A 20,569-nucleotide genomic window follows, 5' to 3' on the forward strand; every position below is an offset into this window, starting at 1 on the left:
AATGGATGTTCTGGAGTGACTGATCACTGGGCCGTCATAGCCTTAAGGCTATGGATCTCATACCGAAAAGCTATTTCATCAATCGGTGATCCGGATCCACGCTTAAGGATGGTTAGCTGAAAACAAAATAAAGAGGAGATGCCATGTCAACTGAATCGAAATGCCCGTTCAATCACGCCGCTGCTGGCGGTGGCACGACGAACCGCGACTGGTGGCCGAACCAACTGAACCTGAAGATCTTGAGTCAACACTCGCCAAAATCTGACCCGTTGGGGGGCGACTTCAACTACGCCGAAGCCTTCAAGAGCCTGGACTTCCAGGCGTTGAAAAAAGACCTGACTGCGCTGATGACCGACTCCCAGGACTGGTGGCCGGCGGACTTCGGTCATTATGGGCCTTTCTTTATCCGCATGTCCTGGCACGCCGCAGGCACCTATCGCACCGGTGACGGCCGGGGCGGTGCCGGCTCCGGCCAGCAGCGCTTTGCACCGCTCAACAGCTGGCCGGACAACGTCAGCCTCGACAAGGCCCGTCGGCTGCTCTGGCCAATCAAGCAAAAGTACGGCAATAAAATCTCCTGGGCCGACCTGATCGTCCTCGCCGGCAACGTTGCACTGGAGTCCATGGGCTTCAAGACCTTTGGTTTTTCCGCTGGCCGCCCGGATGTCTGGGAACCGGACGAAGATGTCTACTGGGGCTCGGAAAAAACGTGGCTGGGTGGCGACGTGCGTTATGGCAAAGATGCCGGGCAAGCTCCCGCAGAGCGCAATCTGGAGGCCCCCCTCGCAGCCGTGCAGATGGGCCTGATTTACGTAAACCCCGAAGGCCCTGAAGGCAACTCTGATCCGGTCGCCGCCGGGACGGACATCCGTGAAACCTTTGCGCGCATGGCCATGAACGACGAGGAAACCGTCGCGCTGATCGCGGGCGGTCACGCCTTCGGCAAAACCCACGGTGCAGGTCCCGTCGACCATGTCGGACCTGAGCCCGAAGCCGCCGGCCTCGAGCTGCAGGGCTTGGGCTGGAAGAGCACGTTCGGTACCGGTAAAGGTGGCGACACCATCTCCAGCGGCCTGGAAGTGACCTGGACGACCACGCCAACCCGGTGGAGCAACAACTACCTGGAGAACCTGTTCGGTTACGAATGGGAACTGACCAAGAGCCCGGCGGGGGCGAACCAGTGGAAGCCGAAAAACGGCGCTGGCGCCGGCACCATTCCGGATGCCCATGATCCCTCAAAACGGCGTGATCCGACCATGCTGACCACGGACCTGTCGCTACGTTTCGACCCGATCTATGAGCCGATTTCGCGGCGCTTCCTGGCCAATCCAGACCAGTTGGCCGACGCCTTCGCCCGTGCCTGGTACAAGCTGATTCACCGTGACATGGGGCCGCTTTCACGCTACCTCGGACCGGAAATGCCGAACGAAGAGCTGCTGTGGCAAGACCCGATCCCTGCCGTCGATCATCCGCTGGTCAATGACAGCGATGTGGCCGCGCTCAAGGGCAAAATTGCCGCCTCGGGGCTGTCAGTCTCGCAGCTGGTATCTACAGCCTGGGCGGCAGCGTCGACTTTCCGTGGCTCCGATAAACGCGGTGGTGCCAACGGTGGGCGTTTGCGTCTGGAGCCGCAGAAGTCCTGGCAGGCCAACCAGCCAGAACAACTGGCCAGGGTGCTGGCAAAACTCGAAAGCATTCAGAAGGAGTTCAACAGTGGCGGCAAGAAAATCTCCCTGGCCGACCTGATCGTGCTCGCCGGTGGCGTGGGCGTGGAACAGGCTGCGAAAAATGCCGGCCACAGCGTGACGGTACCTTTCACGCCGGGGCGCATGGACGCCAGCCAGGAACAGACCGATGTCGAATCCTTCGGATACCTTGAACCGATTGCCGACGGCTTCCGTAATTACCTGAAGCAACAGTACCGTGTACCGGCCGAAAAACTGCTGATCGACAAGGCGCAACTGCTGACGCTCAGCGCGCCGGAAATGACGGTGTTGCTGGGCGGCTTGCGGGTGTTGAACACCAATGTCGACCAGAGCAGACACGGAGTGTTCACCACGCGTCCGGAGGCCTTGACCAACGACTTCTTCACCAACCTGCTGGATATGGGCGTGGAGTGGAAGCCGGTATCGGATGCCCAGCAAGAGTATGAAGGGCGCGATCGCAAGACCGGCGCGCTGAAGTGGACGGGCACTCGAGTCGATCTGGTCTTCGGTTCCAATGCGCAGTTGCGCGCTTTGGCCGAATTCTATGCCTGCGCCGATGCGCAGCAGAAGTTCGTCAAGGACTTCGTCGCTGTGTGGACCAAAGTGATGAACCTGGATCGCTTCGACTTAAACGGCACTGTCTAGAGGAGATGTTGTCATGACGTTGGCACGACCGGCAAAAAGTGCCTCGGTTCGCCCTCCGGCTCCTGCATCAGCGGAGGGCATCCAGCGACCATGAACCTTGGCGATCATGGTCCAGTCTTTGTGGCCGAGCTGCTTGGCTACCTGCATTGGATTCTCGCCAACGGATAGCATCATGGAGGCATAGGTGTGGCGGCTCTGATAGGGTCGCTGCCACCTAACCCCTGACAGCAGTCAGGATTATGATCAATAGCAATGCCAAATAGATCGCGACCTGATTCAGTGTGACTTGGCTATTCGGTAGCTCGTGTTTTGTTTTGATGATTGATACTCCTTGTTTTCATGTCGAGCTTTCGCGAAAAACGAAGTACTTACATGTGAAGAATCCAAAAAATGCAACCGCTATTATCGCAAGAATTTGAATGATCTGATGGGGGTAATGCAGAGTGTCGACAAGGATGTACAGGAGCATAAAATTGATCAAGTATCCGGTTATATGCATCTGCACATAACGGATTAATGCTCCTCGATTTTTTCTCTGAGAAAATGTCCACTTGTAGTTGGCGATATAGCCAATGGCGACGCCTGTTAGATACATCAGTGTCATCGACAGTTTTTCACCGCTCCCGGAATACACAATCAACAGATACCCGAGGTAAAGCAAAGAGTTGTTAACCAGGCCAACGATGCCGTAGCGTATTAATTGACCAAAAGCGGGAGTGGTGAAAAAGCTCATTCAGTCTATTACCCTCTGTCTTCTTCGATAATCGACGCTGAGTGTGAGCGGCGTGCAGTAATGTCTGATATTTCCCCACGCGATTCGTATGTTTTTTTCCCTATGATATACAAGGGGCGCCTCTTGGTTTGGTCAAATGTCTTTCCGACATATATTCCAACGATACCTTGTATGGATATCACAATGCCGCCAATGAAGAATGTCGAGACCATGAGGCTGGTCCAGCCTTGCACTACCGCGCCATGGAGCAGGGTGGTAAATATGAGGTAGGCTCCGTAAATGAATGACAGTAGCGCCATGGTGAACCCAAGCTTCACCGCAAGTCGAAGTGGCTTGTCTGAGTATGCAATTATTGTTTCCATAGCCAAATTCCAAAGCTTTGAAAATGTATAAGTGCTTTTCCCATCCAGGCGTTCCGCATGCTCGATCTCAATTCCTGTACTGGCAAAGCCTGTCCAGTGAACCAGTGCGCCAAAAAAGCGGAGCTGCTCTCGCATTTGACAGACGTTATCCACAACCTTTCGGGAAATGATGCGGAAGTTGCCGCTGTCGCCATTATATTCAAAGTCTGCCAGGTAGCTGAACGTCTTATAGAACAGCCAGGAGGTTGCTCGCTTGAGCGGGGGATCGCTTCGTTTTCCTCGCAAGGCTAGAACAATGTCGTAGCCTTCCTGGGCTTTGGCATAGAGGCGTGGAATTTCTTCAGGACGGTCCTGAAGGTCGCAATCCATTACGACAGCCCATTGCCCTCGGCAAGCGTCCAGGCCGGCGGTAATTCCATAGTGCTGGCCGAAGTTTCGACTTAGCTGAATGCCACGAACTCGCGGGTCAGCTTCGGCGAGGCGCTCTATTATTTGCCATGAGCGATCGCCTCCGCAGTCTTCTACCAACAAAATCTCAAAATCGATTGTAATCTCTTCAAGGGACTTTCTTAATCGTGAGTAAAGTTCGTCAAGTGAGTTCTCGGCTTTGTAAACCGGAACGATGACTGAAATATGTGGCCCAGCCGCTTTTGATGTCATGGTGTTTTATGTCTTATTTAATTGTGGTCTCGACGGGTTTTTACCAAAATTTCGCATTAAAAAGAAGCTCCTGCCGGTAAAAAAACACCCCGAATGCGGCGTGCAAAACAAATAGTGCCAGGCAAAGAGAGTACTTTGCTTTATCCACTTTCTTCTTGGTAAGGGCTTTTGTGTTTTTAAACAAGAAGGCGACAGAAAACAGGAATACCAGGTAAAGCCCCATTTGCCCGCTCCACCAGAAATTCCCGTCGTACATTCTGGATCCGCTTTCTGCAAAGAAGTACGTAAGAACCAAGCCCATGAAAAGGCAGCAGGAAGAAAAAATTAAAGCTTTGTCTTGTATGAAGCTTCTTGGGTAGCACAGAAAAACCAGCAGTGGGAACGCTATCGATAAAATTAATTTCTGAAGCAGAAAGTTTGAGTAATGAGCCATTGTCTCAAAAGGCAAAACCACGATGTGGCTTTCCGTGCTGCCGGTAGCTTGTGAAAGGTCCTGGAAGAAAAATGTTTGGAAAAATTGCAGGCCAAGCACTGTGAAGATCGGAAGAAAAAATGAGAGGTATATGTATTTGTTCGTCAGTACTGGCTTCAGTCTGTGGGTAACCAAGAGAAATAGCACAAATGCAGGCAGCACAATAATCAAGAAATTCGGTTTTGAAATTCCGCAGAAAAACAAAGATAGAGCAAGTGCGATGCCACTGGATAAGTTGTTGTTCGATGTGCTGTTTGCGGATTTGAGCGCGTAGCAGAAAGCAAGGAGGGAGAGGGGCTTTAGAAGCAGCATGGTAGGGCTGTGGTAAATGCTGATTCCGATGTAGCCGAAATAGAGGTGTTGGTCGATAGGGAAGAATAGTTGCAGTGGAGTAACAAGAAGGAGGCAGACTGAGAACAGTATGGCGATTACTGCATGCACGCTCTCTGCCAGTATTTTATAGTTTAAGACTGAAAGAAAAAATATCGACAACACTATTACGATAGTTGACGACTGCGCATAGGTAATAAGAAATATTTTCTTTGTGAGAATTGACAGTAGGTGATACAGCGGGTGTGGAAGTATCAGCTTTTGGCCTTCTTCCATTTCGCTTGCCCACCTCAAGTGAGTAACGTAGTCAAATGCATTTGCTGATAGCGTGCTTATCAACGGTTCAAATATAACTATGCAAATTGCCAGCAGTGCGACATAGGCAATCAAGTTGGTCAGGTGTTTTGATTTTGTATTGGAGATGGTGTCGAATTTGCTTGTGACGTGCTCCCCTCTATCATCGCTGATGGGCTCAGCAGGTTTAAGTGATGTCATCCTTGTTCTTCCCTCTATGTGTTTTGTTCTTGCACGAATGGTGAGGCGCAAAGTTAATTGGAAGCAGCGAGTATACCCGTTAGACGTTGGCGCTGCTCCTTTCGGTGGCACCACACTCCATGAGCTTGCGACTCGATGGTGAGTATTTTGGTCGGGCTCACAGCTCACAGCTCACCGCTATTGGATGCCGGATCGTGTTCGTTCGGCAGGACGCCGCAGAGAGAAGTGTCACGCTGACATAAAGCTGTCATTGCATAGCCAAACTTAGCCAGACAAACCCCAAAGAGGGGTTTTTGAGGGGCTGCAAACCGCAGCCTGCGCGGCCTTCAGGGTTACCCTTCAAGATGATGAACCTGGATCGCTTCGATCTGGCGTGATCAAAAAGCCTGAACTTGCCGCGACTTGTATGGATCAGGTCGCGGCAAGCCCTTCTACTGTTTTTTCGGCGCTGACAGACCAGGCAGCGATCACCGATTGCAGGAACTGCTCCGACAATCGAGGGTTGTCCAGGGCTCTGGCGATCAGTATGGCCCCGGTGATCGATGACAGGATGCGCAAGGCTTCCTGGTGCTTTTCATCATCGGTTTCGCCGTCGACCAATGGCAGCAGCGTTTCGATCAGCGTCTGCACGCCTTGGGTGAACGAGTGGCTGACAGCACCGCCATTACGCGCGACATCGGCGCCCAGGGCGGGAATCGGACAGCCTTCGGTCCAGTTGCTCAGGTGGCTTTGGGTCAAGTAACCCTTGAGCAGTTCGGGGATGGATTTAGCCGCTCGCCAGTCTTCGATGTTGGTTTCGAACGTGCGGCTGACCGCCTCTGACGCCAACTGCTCCTTGCCGCCGGGGAACTGTCCGTAAAAGCCGCCATGGGTCAGGCCCACCGAGCGGGAAAGTTCGCCGATACCGATGCCGTCGATGCCTTTTTCCCGGTACATCTTCGAGGCCGCGCCGAGGATCGCTTCCTTGTTGGCTGCTGCCTGGTCTTTCGTCACTTTCATGAGTGGGCCCTGTGATCCGATGAGCGCCCTGGCAAATTTTTGCTGAGGGGCTGGTAATTATGATGATCATAATATAAATTCGCGGCAATGGTTTTGCAGGCCACGAGACCGTGGCTCAAGTCAAAATACCTCCCAGGGTGCCGACCCATGAAACGTAATGATCTGCGCAATATCGACCTCAATTTGCTGGTGATTTTCGAGGCGCTAATTCAGGAGCGCAATGTCACTCGGGCTGCAGAAAGGCTTGCCTTGGGCCAGCCGGCGGTCAGCGGCGCATTGAGTCGATTGCGTACGCTGTTCAACGACCCTCTGTTTAAACGCATTGGCCACAAAATGGAACCGACCACCCGAGCCTTGCAGGTGGCGCAAACGCTTGGGCCCGCACTGGACTCCATTTGCTCGGTCGTCAGTCTGACGGCTTGCAGTAAAAAACCGGTTAATTCATAGGCTTGATCTGAGTATTCATTTTTTTTGTGCTTATACATGATGGTCATCATTATTGATGATAACCAAGTTCACTCCGTTCAATTCGTCGCTGCCCCCTGTGCGGCCGAGAATTCTCCAACCCCTAAACCGTCAGGCGGACGCTACCCATGGAACAGTCACTCAAACCTTTGCGTTATCCCCTTGCTGCATTGGCGTTGGCGACCATCACGGCCTGCGGTCACGCACCCGATGCCGCCAAGGCTCCTGGTGCGCCGCCTGTCACGGTTGCCAAAGTGCTCGAGCAACCCATCACCGAATGGGATGAAGTCACCGCCCGTCTGGAAGCGCCGGAAACCGTCGTGGTTCGCCCGCGGGTCTCGGGGCAGATCGATCGTGTCGCCTTCACGGATGGCGAGTCGGTGAAGAAAGGGGATTTGCTGTTCCAGATCGATCCACGGCCGTTCGAACACGAAGTGCATCGCCTCGAAGCGCAGTTGCAACAAGCTCGCGCCACGCTGGTTCGAACTGGCAATGAAGCGCAACGCGGCCAGCGTCTGCTGAGCAGCAATGCGATTTCTGCAGAACTGGCCGACACGCGCACCACCACCGCCCAGGAAGCCCGCGCCGCCGTCGATGCCGTGCAGGCGCAACTCGATCTGGCACGCCTGAACCTGAGCTTCACCCGCGTCACCGCGCCGATCAGCGGCCGGGTCAGCCGTGCCGAAATCACCGCCGGCAATATCGTCACCGCCGACACCTCGGCGCTGACCAGCGTGGTCTCCACCGACAAGGTCTACGCCTATTTCGATGCCGACGAACGCCTGTTCCTCAAGTACGGTCAGCTCTCCCGTCAAGGCCAGCGCAGTCAATCCACGCCGGTGTACATGGGCTTGTCGAACGAGGAGGGCAATAGCCACCTGGGGCAGATGAACTTTGTCGACAACCAGGTCAATCCCAAGACCGGCACCATCCGTGGCCGCGCGGTGTTCGACAACGCCGACGGTCAATACACCCCGGGCTTGTATGCCCGATTGAAACTGGTGGGCAGTGCAGCCTACGCCGGCCTGCTGATCAAGGACGAGGCGGTGGGCACCGACCTGGGCAAGAGGTTCGTGCTGGTGATCGACCAGGACAACAAGGCCGTGTACCGCAGCGTCGACCTGGGGCCGAAGCTCGAAGGCTTGCGCATCGTGCGCAGCGGTTTGCAGAAAGAAGACCGCATCGTCATCAACGGCCTGCAGCGGGTTCGTCCCGGCGCGGTGGTCGCGCCGCAGGACGCGCCGATGGCCGATGCGCAAACCGTCGCCACCCTGGCCCGTCAACGCCAGGCCATCGAGGCGGGTAATCAGCCCGCCGCTCCGTCACCGGCGCTGGTGAAAACGGATGCTGCCGTTTCGCCTCGCGGATAAAGGAACACAGCCATGAAGTTCTCCCGGTTCTTTATCACGCGGCCGATCTTCGCCGCGGTGTTGTCGCTGCTGATCCTGATCGCCGGCGCCATCGCGCTGTTCCAGTTGCCGATCAGTGAATACCCCGAGGTGGTACCACCGACCGTCGTCATCCACGCCAACTACCCGGGTGCCAACCCCAAGGTGATTGGCGAAACCGTGGCCGCGCCACTCGAGCAAGCCATCACCGGCGTCGAGAACATGCTGTACATGTATTCGCAGTCCACCGCCGATGGCCGGCTCACCCTCACGGTGACCTTCGCCCTCGGCACTGACCTGGACAACGCCCAGGTGCAGGTACAGAACCGCGTCACGCGCACCGAGCCAAAACTTCCCGAAGAAGTGACGCGTATCGGTATCACCGTGGACAAGGCGTCGCCCGAGCTGACGATGGTGGTGCACCTGACCTCGCCGGACAAGCGCTACGACATGCTGTACCTGTCCAACTACGCGATCCTCAACGTCAAGGATGAGTTGTCGCGCCTGAACGGTATCGGTGACGTGAAGATGTTCGGTATCGGCGACTACTCGCTGCGTATCTGGCTCGATCCGAACAAGACCGCTTCACGCAACCTGACCGCGACCGACGTGGTCAACGCGGTCCGTGAACAGAACCGTCAGGTCGCTGCCGGTCAACTGGGCGCACCGCCTGCGCCCAACGCCACCAGCTTCCAGATGTCGATCAACTCCCAGGGGCGGCTGGTCACCGAGGAGGAGTTCGAGAACGTGATTGTCCGCAGTGGTCCGGACGGCGAAATCACTCGCCTCAAGGACATTGCGCGGATTGAACTCGGTTCCAACCAGTATGCCCTGCGCGCCTTGCTCAATAACCAGGAAGCGGTGGCGATGCCGATCTTCCAGCGCCCGGGTTCCAATGCGATCGACGTTTCCGATCAGGTGCGGGCGAAGATGGCCGAGCTGAAGAAGAACTTCCCGGAGGGCATGGACTACGAGATCGTCTACGACCCGACCATCTTCGTGCGCAGTTCGATCGAGGCGGTGGTTCACACGCTGTTCGAAGCGCTGATTCTGGTGGTACTGGTGGTGATCCTGTTCCTGCAAACCTGGCGCGCCTCGATCATTCCACTGGTCGCCGTACCGGTGTCGTTGATCGGCACCTTTGCCGTGATGCACCTGTTCGGTTTCTCGCTCAATGCCCTGTCGCTGTTTGGCCTGGTGCTGGCGATCGGGATCGTGGTCGATGATGCAATCGTGGTGGTGGAGAACGTCGAGCGCAACATCGAGTTGGGCCTCGAGCCGATCGAGGCAACCAAGAAAGCCATGGGCGAGGTGACCGGCCCGATCATCGCCACGGCGTTGGTGTTGTGCGCGGTGTTCGTGCCGGCAGCATTTATCTCTGGTTTGACCGGCCAGTTCTACAAGCAATTCGCCCTGACCATTGCCATCTCGACGGTGATCTCGGCGTTCAACTCCTTGACCCTGTCGCCGGCATTGGCCGCGGTACTGCTCAAGGCTCACGGTGCGCCGAAAGACCGCTTCTCCAAAGTGCTGGATCGCCTGTTCGGTGGTTGGCTGTTCAAACCCTTCAACCGCGTATTCGAAAAGGCCAGCCACGGCTATGTGGTTGCCGTCGCCAAGGTCATTCGTGGCAGCAGCGTGGCCTTGCTGGTGTATGCCGGGCTGATCGCCATGACCTACATGGGCTTCAGCACCACGCCGACCGGTTTCGTGCCGACCCAGGATAAAAAGTACCTGGTGACCTTCGCGCAACTGCCGGACGCCGCCAGCCTTGATCGTTCGGAATCGGTGATCCGCCGCATGAGCAGCATCGCCATGAACGAGCCAGGCTTCGACAGCGCGGTGGCGTTCCCCGGTCTGTCGATCAATGGTTTCACCAACAGTCCGAACGCCGGTATCGCCTTCATCGGCTTGCGGCCCTTCGATGAACGCAAAGACCCGAGTCTGTCGGCAAAGGCGATTTCCGCTTCACTGAACGCCAAGTTCGGCAGCATTCAGGACGCCTACATCGCCGTGTTCCCGCCACCGCCCGTTCAAGGCCTGGGCACCATCGGTGGTTTCAAACTGCAGATCGAGGACCGCGGCAACCTGGGCTATGAAGCCCTGTACAAAGAAACCATGAACGTCATTGCCAAGAGCCGTAGCGTTCCGGAACTGGCCAATCTGTTCACCAGCTTCACGGTGAACGTGCCGCAGGTCGATGCCGCGATCGACCGGGAAAAAGCCAAGACCCACGGCGTCGCCGTCAGCGATATCTTCGACACGTTGCAGGTGTACCTGGGCTCGCTGTATGCCAACGACTTCAACCGTTTCGGCCGCACCTATCAGGTCAACGTCCAGGCTGACCAGCAATTTCGCCTGGAACCGGAGCAGATCGGCCAGTTGAAGGTGCGCAACGACCATGGGGAAATGATCCCGCTCGCCACGTTCATCAAGGTCAGCCCGACGTCGGGGCCTGATCGGGTCATGCACTACAACGGCTTCATCAGTGCGGAAATCAACGGCGCGGCGGCTCCCGGCTTCAGCTCCGGCCAGGCCCAGAAAGCCATCGAGAAACTGCTCAAGGAAGAATTGCCCAACGGCATGACCTACGAGTGGACCGACCTGACCTACCAGCAGATTTTGTCCGGCGACACCGCTTTGCTGGTGTTCCCGCTCTGCGTCCTGCTGGCGTTCCTGGTGTTGGCGGCACTGTATGAAAGCTGGAGCCTGCCGCTGGCGGTGATCCTGATCGTGCCGATGACCCTGTTGTCGGCAATTGTCGGGGTGATCATTTCCAAAGGCGACAACAACATCTTCACCCAGATCGGCCTGATCGTGCTGGTGGGCCTGGCCTGCAAGAACGCGATCCTGATCGTCGAGTTCGCCAAGGACCGGCAGGACCAGGGCCTGTCGCCGCTGGACGCTGTGCTCGACGCCTGCCGCATGCGTCTGCGGCCGATCCTGATGACCTCGATCGCTTTCATCATGGGCGTGATTCCGCTGGTGACTTCCAGCGGTGCCGGTTCGGAAATGCGCCGGGCCATGGGTGTCGCGGTGTTCTCCGGAATGCTCGGGGTGACCTTCTTCGGCTTGCTGCTGACGCCGGTGTTCTTCGTCCTGATTCGTCGCTACATCGAACGTAAAACCGCGCGCAAGGCGGCCCGGGTTCACTCGCTCAACGTTATTGATCCGGAGGCACACTGATGAACGCTTTCAAACTCTTCCTTCCCAGCCTTCTGGTCGCGGCATTGGCCGCCTGCACCGTAGGGCCGGATTACAAAACCCCGGACACAGCGCCTGCCCATATCGTCTCGGCGAAAGGGGCCAATTACGATCGGTCGCGCTTTGAAACGGTGTGGTGGCAGCAGTTCGATGACCCCACGCTGAATCAGCTGGTCGGCAAGGCGCTCAACGGCAACCGCGATCTGCGTGTGGCCTTCGCCCGCTGGAAAGCCGCCCGGGCCATCCGCGATGACATCAGCAATGACAACCTGCCGGTGGTCACCAGCCGGGTCAGCAGCCAGCAGGGCAAGGCACAGGTGCCGGGACAGAGCGTGAATCGGGTCAATACCGAACGCTACGATCTGGGCCTGGACATGGCCTGGGAGATCGACCTGTTCGGGCGCATCCAGCGTGAACTGGAATCCAGCGATGCCCGGGAAGATGCCACGGCGGCGGACCTGTACCAACTGCGGGTGACCATGATCGCCGAGTTGGTGGATGCCTATGGTCAACTGCGTGGTGCGCAACTGCGGGAAAAAATCGCCCTGGCCAACCTCAAGAACCAAAGCGAGTCGCGCGCCGTGACGGTGAGCCTGCGTGACGCTGGCGTGGGTAACGAACTCGACGTGGTGCGTGCCGATGCCCGGTTGGCGGCGGTCGAGGCAACCGTGCCGCAACTGCAAGCAGAACAAGTACGCGACAAAAACCGCATCGCCACACTGCTGGGCGAACGCCCGGACAGGCTGAGCGTCGACTTGAGTCCAAAGGACTTGCCGGCCATCGCCAAGGCGCTGCCGATTGGCGATCCTGGCGAGCTGTTGCACCGGCGCCCGGACGTGCTCGCGGCGGAGCGCCGGTTGGCGGCTTCAACCGCCGATGTCGGCGTGGCCACCGCCGACCTGTTTCCACGGGTGAGCTTGAGTGGGTTCCTCGGGTTCATAGCGGGGCGTGGTTCGCAAATCGGTTCCAGTGCCGCCCGCGCCTGGAGCCTGGGTCCGAGCATCACCTGGGCTGCGTTTGACCTGGGCAGCGTGCGGGCGCGTATTCGTGGAGCAGATGCCGACGCCGAGGGAGCATTGGCGACTTATGAGCAACAGGTGTTGCTGGCTCTGGAAGAGTCGGAAAACGCCTTCAGCGACTATGGCAAACGCCAGCAACGCTTGCTGTCGCTGATCAGGCAAAGCGAGTCGAGTCGCGCAGCGGCCGATCTTGCGGCGACGCAATACAAGGAAGGGGTGGTGGACTACCTGGTGTTGCTGGACGCACAGCGTGAGCGGCTGAACGCCGAAGATGCCCAGGCGCTGGGTGAAACTGAGCAGTACCGCGCCATTGTTGCGATCTACAAATCMTTGGGTGGTGGTTGGGACAGCGGTGAAACGAAGCTGGCGAAAAACGACGGATGACCCGTTGTTGTAGGAGCGAGCCTGCTCGCGATGGACTCAAGAGCGCCGCGTTTAGTCAGGACACACGCGTTATCGTTGACGACCATCGCGAGCAGGCTCGCTCCTACAGTTAATGACCGTCCACAAAGCGCGGCAGCCCTAACGGATTGCCCTCGCGCAGCGGCTCTGGCAGCAAGGCATCGGTAAAACCCTGGTAGGCCACCGGGCGCAGGAAGCGCTCGATAGTGGGCTGGTGGAGTTCGAATTCCTATTCACAAGTTGGCTTCTAAAAGACAACTCTGCAGCGGCTTTCGAGAGAGCAGTCATTCCCGCGTCATCATCACCGCGAGTGTCAGAGTGTCATCTTGATGAGCTCCTCGTTGCGGTTGATCGCCTCCAAGGCGCCGCGTACGTTGTCGGCGACATCGGCCGAGCCGCGCTGCTCGACCCAGTTGGAGAGCTCCATGATGGCCGCTTCGAGGGCGAGTTGGTTTTCGTTGAGCTTGAATAGTAGGGAAGGGAGCAGGTCGGCGTTTGACATCGCGAATTCTCCATGGAGATTTCAGCGTAGCATCGAGAAATTGGGCACGAGGGGATTGTGTTCAGTCGGCAGAACGCCGGAGGAAAAAACCCCGAGCTGCAGCTGGGGAGCAGTTCGGGGCAAGTCATGAATGTGTCAGTGAGGAGGGTCCACTCCCTTTTGAAACAATGCTTCCAGTTGCTCAATCTCGGAATCCGAGATCAGTCGTCATGCTTGTGTTTATGTTTGTTCTTGTACTTGTTTTTATGCTTGTGGTCGTAGTGGCCGTTGTCGTTGTCGTTGTCGTTGGCCACATTGTTGCCGATAGCACCACCTGCTGCGCCGCCCAGTCCAGCCCCGATCAGGCCACCGGTGGAACCACCAACACTGTTTCCGATCACCTGGCCGCCCGCTGCACCGAGCCCCCCGCCAATGGCTGATTCGGTCTTGTTGCCACTCTTCGCGGCCATTGCGCCCCCAGCTGCGCCACCTACGCCGGCTCCGATCGCAGCGCCAGTGCTACCTCCCATAGCCTGACCGACCGCGCTTCCAAGGGCGCCACCGACACCGCCACCGATAGCGGTGTTGGTGGCTTCGCCGGCGAGGGAGTACTGCGATACAAGAAGGCTTAATGCAACGACTGTGAATGATTTACGCATCAGACAAACCTTTAGAAATACACAATAAAAGAAAAGTTTGTTGGTACGAATCAGTCAGGTCAACAGATATTCGACGGTGCATGAATTAGGATCAACCAATCTGTGATTAGCACAACCGCTTGTTGATCAATTATGACCTGTGGGCACTCCCCCCGTTCAAGGTTGCGGGTCTGGCACGGGGAGAGAAGGTCAATCAAAAAACGGGGAGATTGGCGGTCAACAGATCGCCGGGGAGGGAATGTCAGGCTGGCATAACGTTGTCATTGCACAGCCAAACCGAGCCATACAAACCCCAAAGAGGAATTTTTGAGGGCCTGAAAACCGCAGCCTGCGCGGCCCTCAGGGTTGCCCTTCAAGATGATGAACCAGGATCGCTTCGATCTGGCGTAGTCAAAAAGCCTGAACTTGCCGCGACCTGAGTGGGATCGGGTCGCGGTCACTTCATCTTCGCCATTGACCACTATGCCGGTGCTCATGATGGCGTACCCGCCGATACGGGTTTGTATCCGCAGGTATCCGCAACGCCCGCCGTTACCCGGGCATACAAAACCGGCGTTTCCCGACACTCGGGCGATACACGGCGGCCTCCAAATGGAACCACCGGCATCGCGCCACTTTCGGCGCGGCCTGGCGTGGTTCAACTGGAGGAAAGACAATGTTGCGTACCCACACCCGTCACACCATTGGCAAGCTTGGCCTCATCCTGGCCGCCGCAGGGCTCACCACTGTAGCGAGCCTTGCTCAAGCCCAGGAAACACAACCGGCCCCGGCGATGAAAAGCTGGCAGCAGGGCCTGCATCGCACGGACCTGGTACGTGAAGACCTGGGCGCCGCCGATCGTGAAGTCCTTCAAGTGCTCGTGGACTTCGATCCGGGCGTGACTTCGCCCAAGCACTCTCACCCCGGTGTCGAGGTGGCGCACGTGATCAGCGGCACCTTTGAATATCAACTGGAAGGGCGGGCACCGGTGACGCTCAAGGCCGGTGATTCGTTGTACATCCCCGAAGGTGTCGCCCATGTGGCGAAGAATGTGGGTCAGGGCAAGGCCTCGGAACTGGCGACCTACATCGTGAAGAAAGGCGAATCGCTGCTGATCCTGAGGGAGTAGGCGAGGGCCGCCGAGTCATTGCCGACTGCAAATCTCCCACACACAACCGCGCAACCAGCGATGCGCCGGGTCGGCGTCCATGCGCGGGTGCCACAGCATCGAAACCGTGATCGGCGGCGTGAGGAACGGCAGGGCAAAGCAGTGCATCCCCTGGCACAGGTTGCCGACGTGTCGCTCCGGTACACTGGCCACCAGGTCTGAAGCCCGCGCCAATGCAAGCGCGGCAGAGAATCCGGCGACGATGGTGATGATGTCCCGCGTCAGCCCCAGCTCATTCAAGGCGTCGTCCATGACGCCTTTATCGTGGCCCCGACGTGAGACCAGAATGTGCCGGGCGGCGGCATAACGCTCAGGTGTCATTTCACCTTGAGTCAGTGGATGCCCCTCACGCACGATACCAATGAACCTATCGCGAAACAGCATCCGGGTCCGCACTTCCGGGCTGGTGGTTTCGCCGATCACGCCGGTTTCCAGATCCACCGAGCCGTCGCGCAGCAGGGTGCTGTCCTTGTTCAGCTTTTGCACGAAATTCAAGCGGGCACCGGGCGCTTCTTCGTTGATGCGGGCGATGAGTTGCGGTCCGAAATTTTCCACGAAGCCGTCGCTGGTGCGCAGGGTGAAGGTACGGGTCAGTTGATTCAGGTCGAGTGCCTCGGCAGGGCGCAGGACGGCTTCGGCGTCCTGCACGAGCACGCCGACGCGTTCACGCAACTCCAGCGCCCGAGGCGTGGGAACCAGTCCGCGCCCGGCCCGCACCAGCAGCGGATCGCCCGTGGTTTCGCGCAATCGCGCCAGCGCCCGGCTCATGGCTGACGGGCTCAGGCGCAAACGCTGCGCGGCGCGGGCCACGCTGCCTTCCTCCAGCAACACGTTCAGGGTGATCAACAGATTCAGATCGGGCATCGAATCAATTCCTGTGGGAGCAGATATGTGGCGTCCGGTGCACGTACAAAGTGCAAATGCTGCGTCTTCCGCCATGTTATGGCTGGGCTTAGGCTCGGGACAACCTATTTGCGGAGTCGCGAGAAAATGAAGTCCATATCGATTCGGGGAGCCTTGGCCAGCCTGTCGTTATCCATGCTGCTGTCGTCCCTGGGCACCAGCATTGCCAACGTTGGATTGCCGACACTGGCCGAGGCGTTCTCGGCCTCCTTTCAGCAAGTGCAATGGGTGGTCCTCGCTTATCTGCTGGCGATCACGGCGCTGATCGTCAGTGTCGGAAGACTTGGCGACATCATTGGTCCCCGACGTTTGTTGTTGATCGGGATTTGTGTGTTTACCGTCGCTTCGATCCTGTGCGCGCTGGCCCCTCATCTCTGGTTATTGATTGCCGCTCGGGCGCTGCAGGGCGTCGGTGCGGCCATCATGATGGCGCTGACCATGGCGCTAGTGGGCGGGACCGTTCCCAAGGAAAAAATGGGCAGTGCGATGGGCGTGCTCGGCACGATGTCGGCGATTGGCACCTCGCTCGGCCCGACCCTTGGAGGTTTTTTGATTGCCAATCCGGGGTGGCAGGCAATTTTTCTGATCAATGTGCCGCTGGGTGTTTTGGCGATTGGGCTCGCGCTCTACTTTTTGCCCAGCGATCGCAGTGAGAAGAGGGCGGATCGAGCGGGCTTCGATGTGCCCGGCACGCTGGTGCTGGTTCTGACGCTGCTGGCTTATTCACTGGCGATGACCATTGGGCGTGGCACCCTGGGGCCGCTGAACATGACGCTGTTGCTGGTGGCCGTTTTTGGGCTGTGCGTGTTTGTATTCGTCGAGCACACAACCGAGTCGCCTCTGGTTCGATTGACGATGTTCCGTAACTGGCAGATGAGCGCAGGATTCGTCATGAGCATGCTGGTGACCAGCGTAGTCATGGCGAGCATGGTGGTAGGGCCGTTTTATCTCACTGGCGCACTGGCGTTGAATGCTGCGAGCGTTGGGCTGGCGATGTCGACGGGGCCGCTGGTGGCTGCGCTGACAGGCGTACCGGCGGGCCGATGGGTCGATCGTTTGGGCACGTATCGAGCCAGTACGATTGGATTGATCGCCATGTTGACCGGCGCTTGCATCCTGCCGGCCTTGCCGATGGCGTTCGGTGTGCCCGGCTACATCCTGCCGCTGGCTGTCATTACCGGCGGTTATGCGCTGTTCCAGGCGGCGAACAATACCGCCGTCATGCTGGAAATAGAGGCGCAGCAGCGTGGGGTGGTTTCCGGTTTGCTCGGGTTGTCACGCAATCTCGGGCTGATCACCGGCGCCTCGGTCATGGGCGCTGTGTTCGCCTTAGGCACGGCCAGCCACGATATTTTGCAGGCGCAACCTGAGGCCATCGCTCAGGGGATGCGGTTGACGTTTGCGGTTGCTGCGGGGCTGATTCTCGTGGCTCTGGTGCTGGGAGCAGTCAGCAGAATAGTTTCACGTCGCTTAATTGCGCCGTGCTGAAAAACGGCGCGACTGTCGTGAAAACGACCTGTTTACGCTGAACGCGAAGCCTTGCGAGTTTTCTATTGAACGAGTGTTCAGTCTGAACTATGTTGGGGACCACCTTCCCCCGGCTGGTTGCGGGCTTGCGTTTCTTCAATTCGAACGAGGCACTGGCATGCGGTTTTCACCCTTTGTTGAACGGATCAGTGGCCAAGGCGTTGCCGCCTGGGATATCCACTACGCGGCCAGCGCGGCGCAGCGCAAAGGCGAGGACGTGATCATCCTCAGCGTCGGCGACCCGGATTTCCCCACCCCCGATTTCATTACCGATGCCGCCATCCACGCCTTGCGTGAAGGGGATACCCACTACACCGAAATCGCCGGCCGCCAGGCCCTGCGCGAGGCCATTGCCGGCCGCTACAGCCAACTGATCGATCGTGAACTGCAGGCGTCCAACGTCATTCTCACGGCCGGTGCGCAGAACGCCTTGTTCGCCACCTCGATGTGCCTGCTCGGTGCCGGCGACGAAGTGATTGCCTTCGATCCGATGTACGTGACCTACGAAGCCACGCTCAAGGCCTCCGGCGCCACGCTGGTGCGGGTGCCCTGTGCCGCGGACTCGGGTTTCCGCCTCGATGCCGCCGTGTTGGCCAAGGCCATTACCCCGCGCACCCGGGCGATTTTCTTCTCCAATCCGAACAACCCCACCGGCGTGGTGCTGGGCCGCGAAGAGCTGCAAGCCATCGCCGACCTCGCCATCGCCCATGACCTGTGGGTGGTGGTGGACGAGGTCTACGAGAGCCTCGCCTACGAGCGTGAACACCTGAGTCTGGTGGCGTTGCCGGGCATGGCCGAGCGCTGCGTGGTGATCGGCAGCCTGTCCAAATCCCATGCCATGACCGGTTGGCGCATCGGCTGGGTCGTGGCCAATGAAGCCTTGGTCAATCATGTCGAAACCTTGGTGCTGAGCATGCTGTACGGCTTGCCCGGTTTCGTCATGGAAGCGGCGCTCAAGGCCGTGCAGTCCCACGCTGAAGTCACCCACGGCATGCGCGAGATCTATCGTCGGCGCCGCGATCTGGTGGTGTCCGGCCTGGCGGATTGCCCGGGCATCAGTGTGCTCAACCCCGATGCCGGCATGTTCGTGCTGGTGGACGTGCGCGGCACCGGCCTGACCTCGCTGGAATTCGCCTGGCGCCTGCTGCGCGAGGCCGGTGTCTCGGTGCTGGATGCGGCGGCATTCGGTGAGCCGGCCCAGGGTTTTGTACGGCTGTCGTTCACCCTGAGTGACGAGCGCCTGGCCCAGGCCTGTCAGCGTATTCGCGATTTCGTCGGGGTGCTCATGGGCGAAGCGCCGAGGCCGGTGATCGGCACGGTGACCAGTACCGCGACGGTCGAAGCGGTTGCGGCCAAGACCATGATCGAGGTCGATGGCCTGCACAAACGCTTCGGCAATATCGAAGTGCTCAAGGGCGTTTCCCTGACTGCCCGTGAGGGCGAAGTGATCTCCCTGATCGGTGCCAGCGGCTCGGGCAAAAGCACCTTGCTGCGCTGCATCAACATGCTCGAAGTACCGGACCAGGGACGCATTCTGGTCGATGGCGAAAGCATTCACCTTAACCAGAATCGCCCAGGCGCTCCGCTGGTGTCGGACGCCAAACAACTGGTGCGCATCCGTTCCAGCCTGGGCATGGTGTTCCAGAACTTCAACCTCTGGCCCCATCGCACGGTGCTGGAAAACCTCATCGAAGCGCCGACCCAGGTCCTGCGTGAAAGCCGTGCGGAGGCCACTGAACGGGCCGAAGCGCTGCTAGAGCGCGTCGGGCTTGCGGCCAAGCGCAACGAGTACCCGGCGTTTCTCTCCGGGGGGCAGCAACAACGGGTGGCCATCGCCCGGGCCCTGGCCATGCGGCCCAAGGTCATGCTGTTCGATGAACCCACCTCGGCACTCGACCCGGAACTGGTCGGGGAAGTGCTGCGGGTGATCCGCTCCCTCGCCGAAGAAGGCCGGACCATGATCCTGGTGACCCATGAAATGGCCTTTGCACGCGATGTCTCTTCCAAGGTCGCCTTCCTGCATCAAGGGCTGATCGAGGAAACCGGTTCGCCGGACGAAGTGTTCGTACACCCACGCAGCGAGCGTTGCCGGCAATTCGTCAACGCTCATCAGACTCGCTAACTCATCATAAAAAGACGGGAAAACAACATGGGAAATCGACGTTTTGCAAACTGGTTGACCGGTGCGGCCTGCGTATTGCTGGCCGGCATGAGTGCCGCCCAAGCGCAACCGATCAGGTTCGCAGTGGCAGCGGAACCCTATCCGCCGTACACCGAAAAGCAGGCCAACGGTGAGTGGAAGGGCTTCGAAGTCGACCTGATCCACAAGCTGTGCAGCGAAATGAAAGCCGATTGCGAGATCAAGGAAGTGGCGTGGGACGGCATCATTCCATCGCTGCTGGCGAAGAAGATCGACGTGATCTTTTCCTCGATGTCGGTGACCGAAGAACGGGAAAAGCAGATCGCCTTCAGCAAGGCCTATTACGACTCGGCGATTGCCGTCGTCGGCCCGAAAGAGGCGTCGGTGAAGAAGTATCCGGATGACCTCAAGGGCAAGATCATCGGCGTGCAGAACTCGACCGTGAGCGCCAGTTACCTGAAGACCTACTACGAAAAAATCGCCGACGTTAAGTACTACGACACCCAGGACTCGGCCAACGCCGACCTGATTGCCGGCCGCATCGACCTGATGATGGCCGACGGCACCGCCATGGCCGCCTTCGTCAAAACCCCGGATGCCAAGGACCTGGCCTACCTCGGCACCGTGCCCTATGACCCGATCTTCGGCAAAGGCGTGGGGGCCGGCCTGCGCAAGGACGACACCGAACTCAAGGCCAGGCTCGACAAGGCCATCCAGGAATTGCTGGCGAGCAAGGACTATGACGAGCTGTCCCGGAGCTACTTCGGCACCAGTGTGAAGCCTGCGTTCTGACCATCAGACCGAAACGCAAATCCTGAGAAGGCGCAGATCC

Annotated in this window: 17 protein-coding genes and 1 pseudogene; 9 read left to right on the forward strand and 9 right to left on the reverse strand. The window is 58.3% G+C overall.

Going from position 1 to position 20,569, the window contains the following annotated elements; all coding sequences use genetic code 11:
• Positions 1 to 143: 143 nt before the first annotated feature.
• Positions 144 to 2,351, forward strand: a complete 2,208-nt coding sequence (gene katG / locus AC1DU9_RS12915) for a catalase/peroxidase HPI (protein WP_477810253.1) — start codon at positions 144 to 146, stop codon at positions 2,349 to 2,351.
• Here katG and AC1DU9_RS12920 read toward each other — a convergent pair.
• The 5 genes and pseudogenes from AC1DU9_RS12920 to AC1DU9_RS12940 form a co-directional block, all read right to left on the reverse strand.
• Positions 2,334 to 2,576 (reverse strand): annotated as a pseudogene (locus AC1DU9_RS12920) (site-specific integrase); the annotation flags it as partial. The gene katG and the pseudogene AC1DU9_RS12920 sit on opposite strands and share 18 nt — an antisense overlap.
• Positions 2,577 to 2,688: 112 nt before the next feature.
• A complete protein-coding gene (locus AC1DU9_RS12925; RefSeq protein WP_223457363.1) occupies positions 2,689 to 3,084 on the reverse strand; it encodes a GtrA family protein in 396 nt (131 codons plus the stop codon).
• 8 nt (positions 3,085 to 3,092) lie between these two features.
• Positions 3,093 to 4,106, reverse strand: a complete 1,014-nt coding sequence (locus AC1DU9_RS12930) for a glycosyltransferase family 2 protein (protein WP_457266073.1) — start codon at positions 4,104 to 4,106, stop codon at positions 3,093 to 3,095.
• A 40-nt stretch (positions 4,107 to 4,146) separates the two neighbouring features.
• Positions 4,147 to 5,403: a hypothetical protein gene (locus tag AC1DU9_RS12935; RefSeq protein WP_223457367.1), complete on the reverse strand. Its 1,257-nt coding sequence runs from the start codon at positions 5,401 to 5,403 to the stop codon at positions 4,147 to 4,149.
• A 411-nt stretch (positions 5,404 to 5,814) separates the two neighbouring features.
• A complete protein-coding gene (locus AC1DU9_RS12940; RefSeq protein WP_477810254.1) occupies positions 5,815 to 6,402 on the reverse strand; it encodes a TetR/AcrR family transcriptional regulator in 588 nt (195 codons plus the stop codon).
• 147 nt (positions 6,403 to 6,549) lie between these two features.
• On the opposite strand from AC1DU9_RS12940, the gene AC1DU9_RS12945 reads away from it, so the two are divergent.
• The 4 genes from AC1DU9_RS12945 to AC1DU9_RS12960 all read left to right on the forward strand — a co-directional run bounded on the left by AC1DU9_RS12945 (position 6,550) and on the right by AC1DU9_RS12960 (position 12,862).
• Complete coding sequence (locus AC1DU9_RS12945; RefSeq protein WP_457266071.1) at positions 6,550 to 6,849, forward strand: LysR family transcriptional regulator; 300 nt, start codon at positions 6,550 to 6,552, stop codon at positions 6,847 to 6,849.
• 146 nt (positions 6,850 to 6,995) lie between these two features.
• Entirely contained in the window at positions 6,996 to 8,237 is a 1,242-nt protein-coding gene (gene mexE, locus AC1DU9_RS12950) for a multidrug efflux RND transporter periplasmic adaptor subunit MexE (RefSeq protein WP_457266070.1), read from the forward strand.
• 12 nt (positions 8,238 to 8,249) lie between these two features.
• Positions 8,250 to 11,441, forward strand: a complete 3,192-nt coding sequence (locus AC1DU9_RS12955) for an efflux RND transporter permease subunit (protein ID WP_477810255.1) — start codon at positions 8,250 to 8,252, stop codon at positions 11,439 to 11,441.
• Positions 11,441 to 12,862, forward strand: coding sequence for an efflux transporter outer membrane subunit (locus AC1DU9_RS12960; RefSeq protein WP_477810256.1), 1,422 nt, complete (start codon positions 11,441 to 11,443; stop codon positions 12,860 to 12,862). The genes AC1DU9_RS12955 and AC1DU9_RS12960 overlap by 1 nt, the downstream gene beginning before the upstream one ends.
• Before the next feature lie 331 nt (positions 12,863 to 13,193).
• Here AC1DU9_RS12960 and AC1DU9_RS12965 read toward each other — a convergent pair whose 3' ends face one another.
• The 3 genes from AC1DU9_RS12965 to AC1DU9_RS12975 form a co-directional block, all read right to left on the reverse strand.
• Positions 13,194 to 13,382, reverse strand: a complete 189-nt coding sequence (locus tag AC1DU9_RS12965) for a hypothetical protein (RefSeq protein WP_477810257.1) — start codon at positions 13,380 to 13,382, stop codon at positions 13,194 to 13,196.
• Positions 13,383 to 13,582: 200 nt separating this feature from the next.
• Positions 13,583 to 14,020, reverse strand: a complete 438-nt coding sequence (locus AC1DU9_RS12970) for a glycine zipper domain-containing protein (protein WP_457266068.1) — start codon at positions 14,018 to 14,020, stop codon at positions 13,583 to 13,585.
• A gap of 260 nt (positions 14,021 to 14,280) precedes the next feature.
• A complete protein-coding gene (locus AC1DU9_RS12975; protein ID WP_457266067.1) occupies positions 14,281 to 14,496 on the reverse strand; it encodes a hypothetical protein in 216 nt (71 codons plus the stop codon).
• A 179-nt stretch (positions 14,497 to 14,675) separates the two neighbouring features.
• On the opposite strand from AC1DU9_RS12975, the gene AC1DU9_RS12980 reads away from it, so the two are divergent.
• Positions 14,676 to 15,128: a cupin domain-containing protein gene (locus AC1DU9_RS12980; protein WP_457266066.1), complete on the forward strand. Its 453-nt coding sequence runs from the start codon at positions 14,676 to 14,678 to the stop codon at positions 15,126 to 15,128.
• A 15-nt stretch (positions 15,129 to 15,143) separates the two neighbouring features.
• Here AC1DU9_RS12980 and AC1DU9_RS12985 read toward each other — a convergent pair whose 3' ends face one another.
• Positions 15,144 to 16,031, reverse strand: a complete 888-nt coding sequence (locus AC1DU9_RS12985) for a LysR family transcriptional regulator (RefSeq protein ID WP_477810258.1) — start codon at positions 16,029 to 16,031, stop codon at positions 15,144 to 15,146.
• Between the two features lie 126 nt (positions 16,032 to 16,157).
• On the opposite strand from AC1DU9_RS12985, the gene AC1DU9_RS12990 reads away from it, so the two are divergent.
• The 3 genes from AC1DU9_RS12990 (at position 16,158) to AC1DU9_RS13000 (ending at position 20,529) form a co-directional block, all read left to right on the forward strand.
• Positions 16,158 to 17,558: an MFS transporter gene (locus tag AC1DU9_RS12990; RefSeq protein ID WP_477810264.1), complete on the forward strand. Its 1,401-nt coding sequence runs from the start codon at positions 16,158 to 16,160 to the stop codon at positions 17,556 to 17,558.
• 157 nt (positions 17,559 to 17,715) lie between these two features.
• Entirely contained in the window at positions 17,716 to 19,719 is a 2,004-nt protein-coding gene (locus AC1DU9_RS12995) for an aminotransferase class I/II-fold pyridoxal phosphate-dependent enzyme (protein ID WP_457266064.1), read from the forward strand.
• 27 nt (positions 19,720 to 19,746) lie between these two features.
• Positions 19,747 to 20,529 (forward strand): transporter substrate-binding domain-containing protein, encoded by a 783-nt coding sequence (locus tag AC1DU9_RS13000; RefSeq protein WP_223457382.1) that lies wholly within the window; start codon positions 19,747 to 19,749, stop codon positions 20,527 to 20,529.
• Positions 20,530 to 20,569 lie beyond the last annotated feature (40 nt).

This window comes from Pseudomonas sp. P4_C1 (assembly GCF_056402155.1).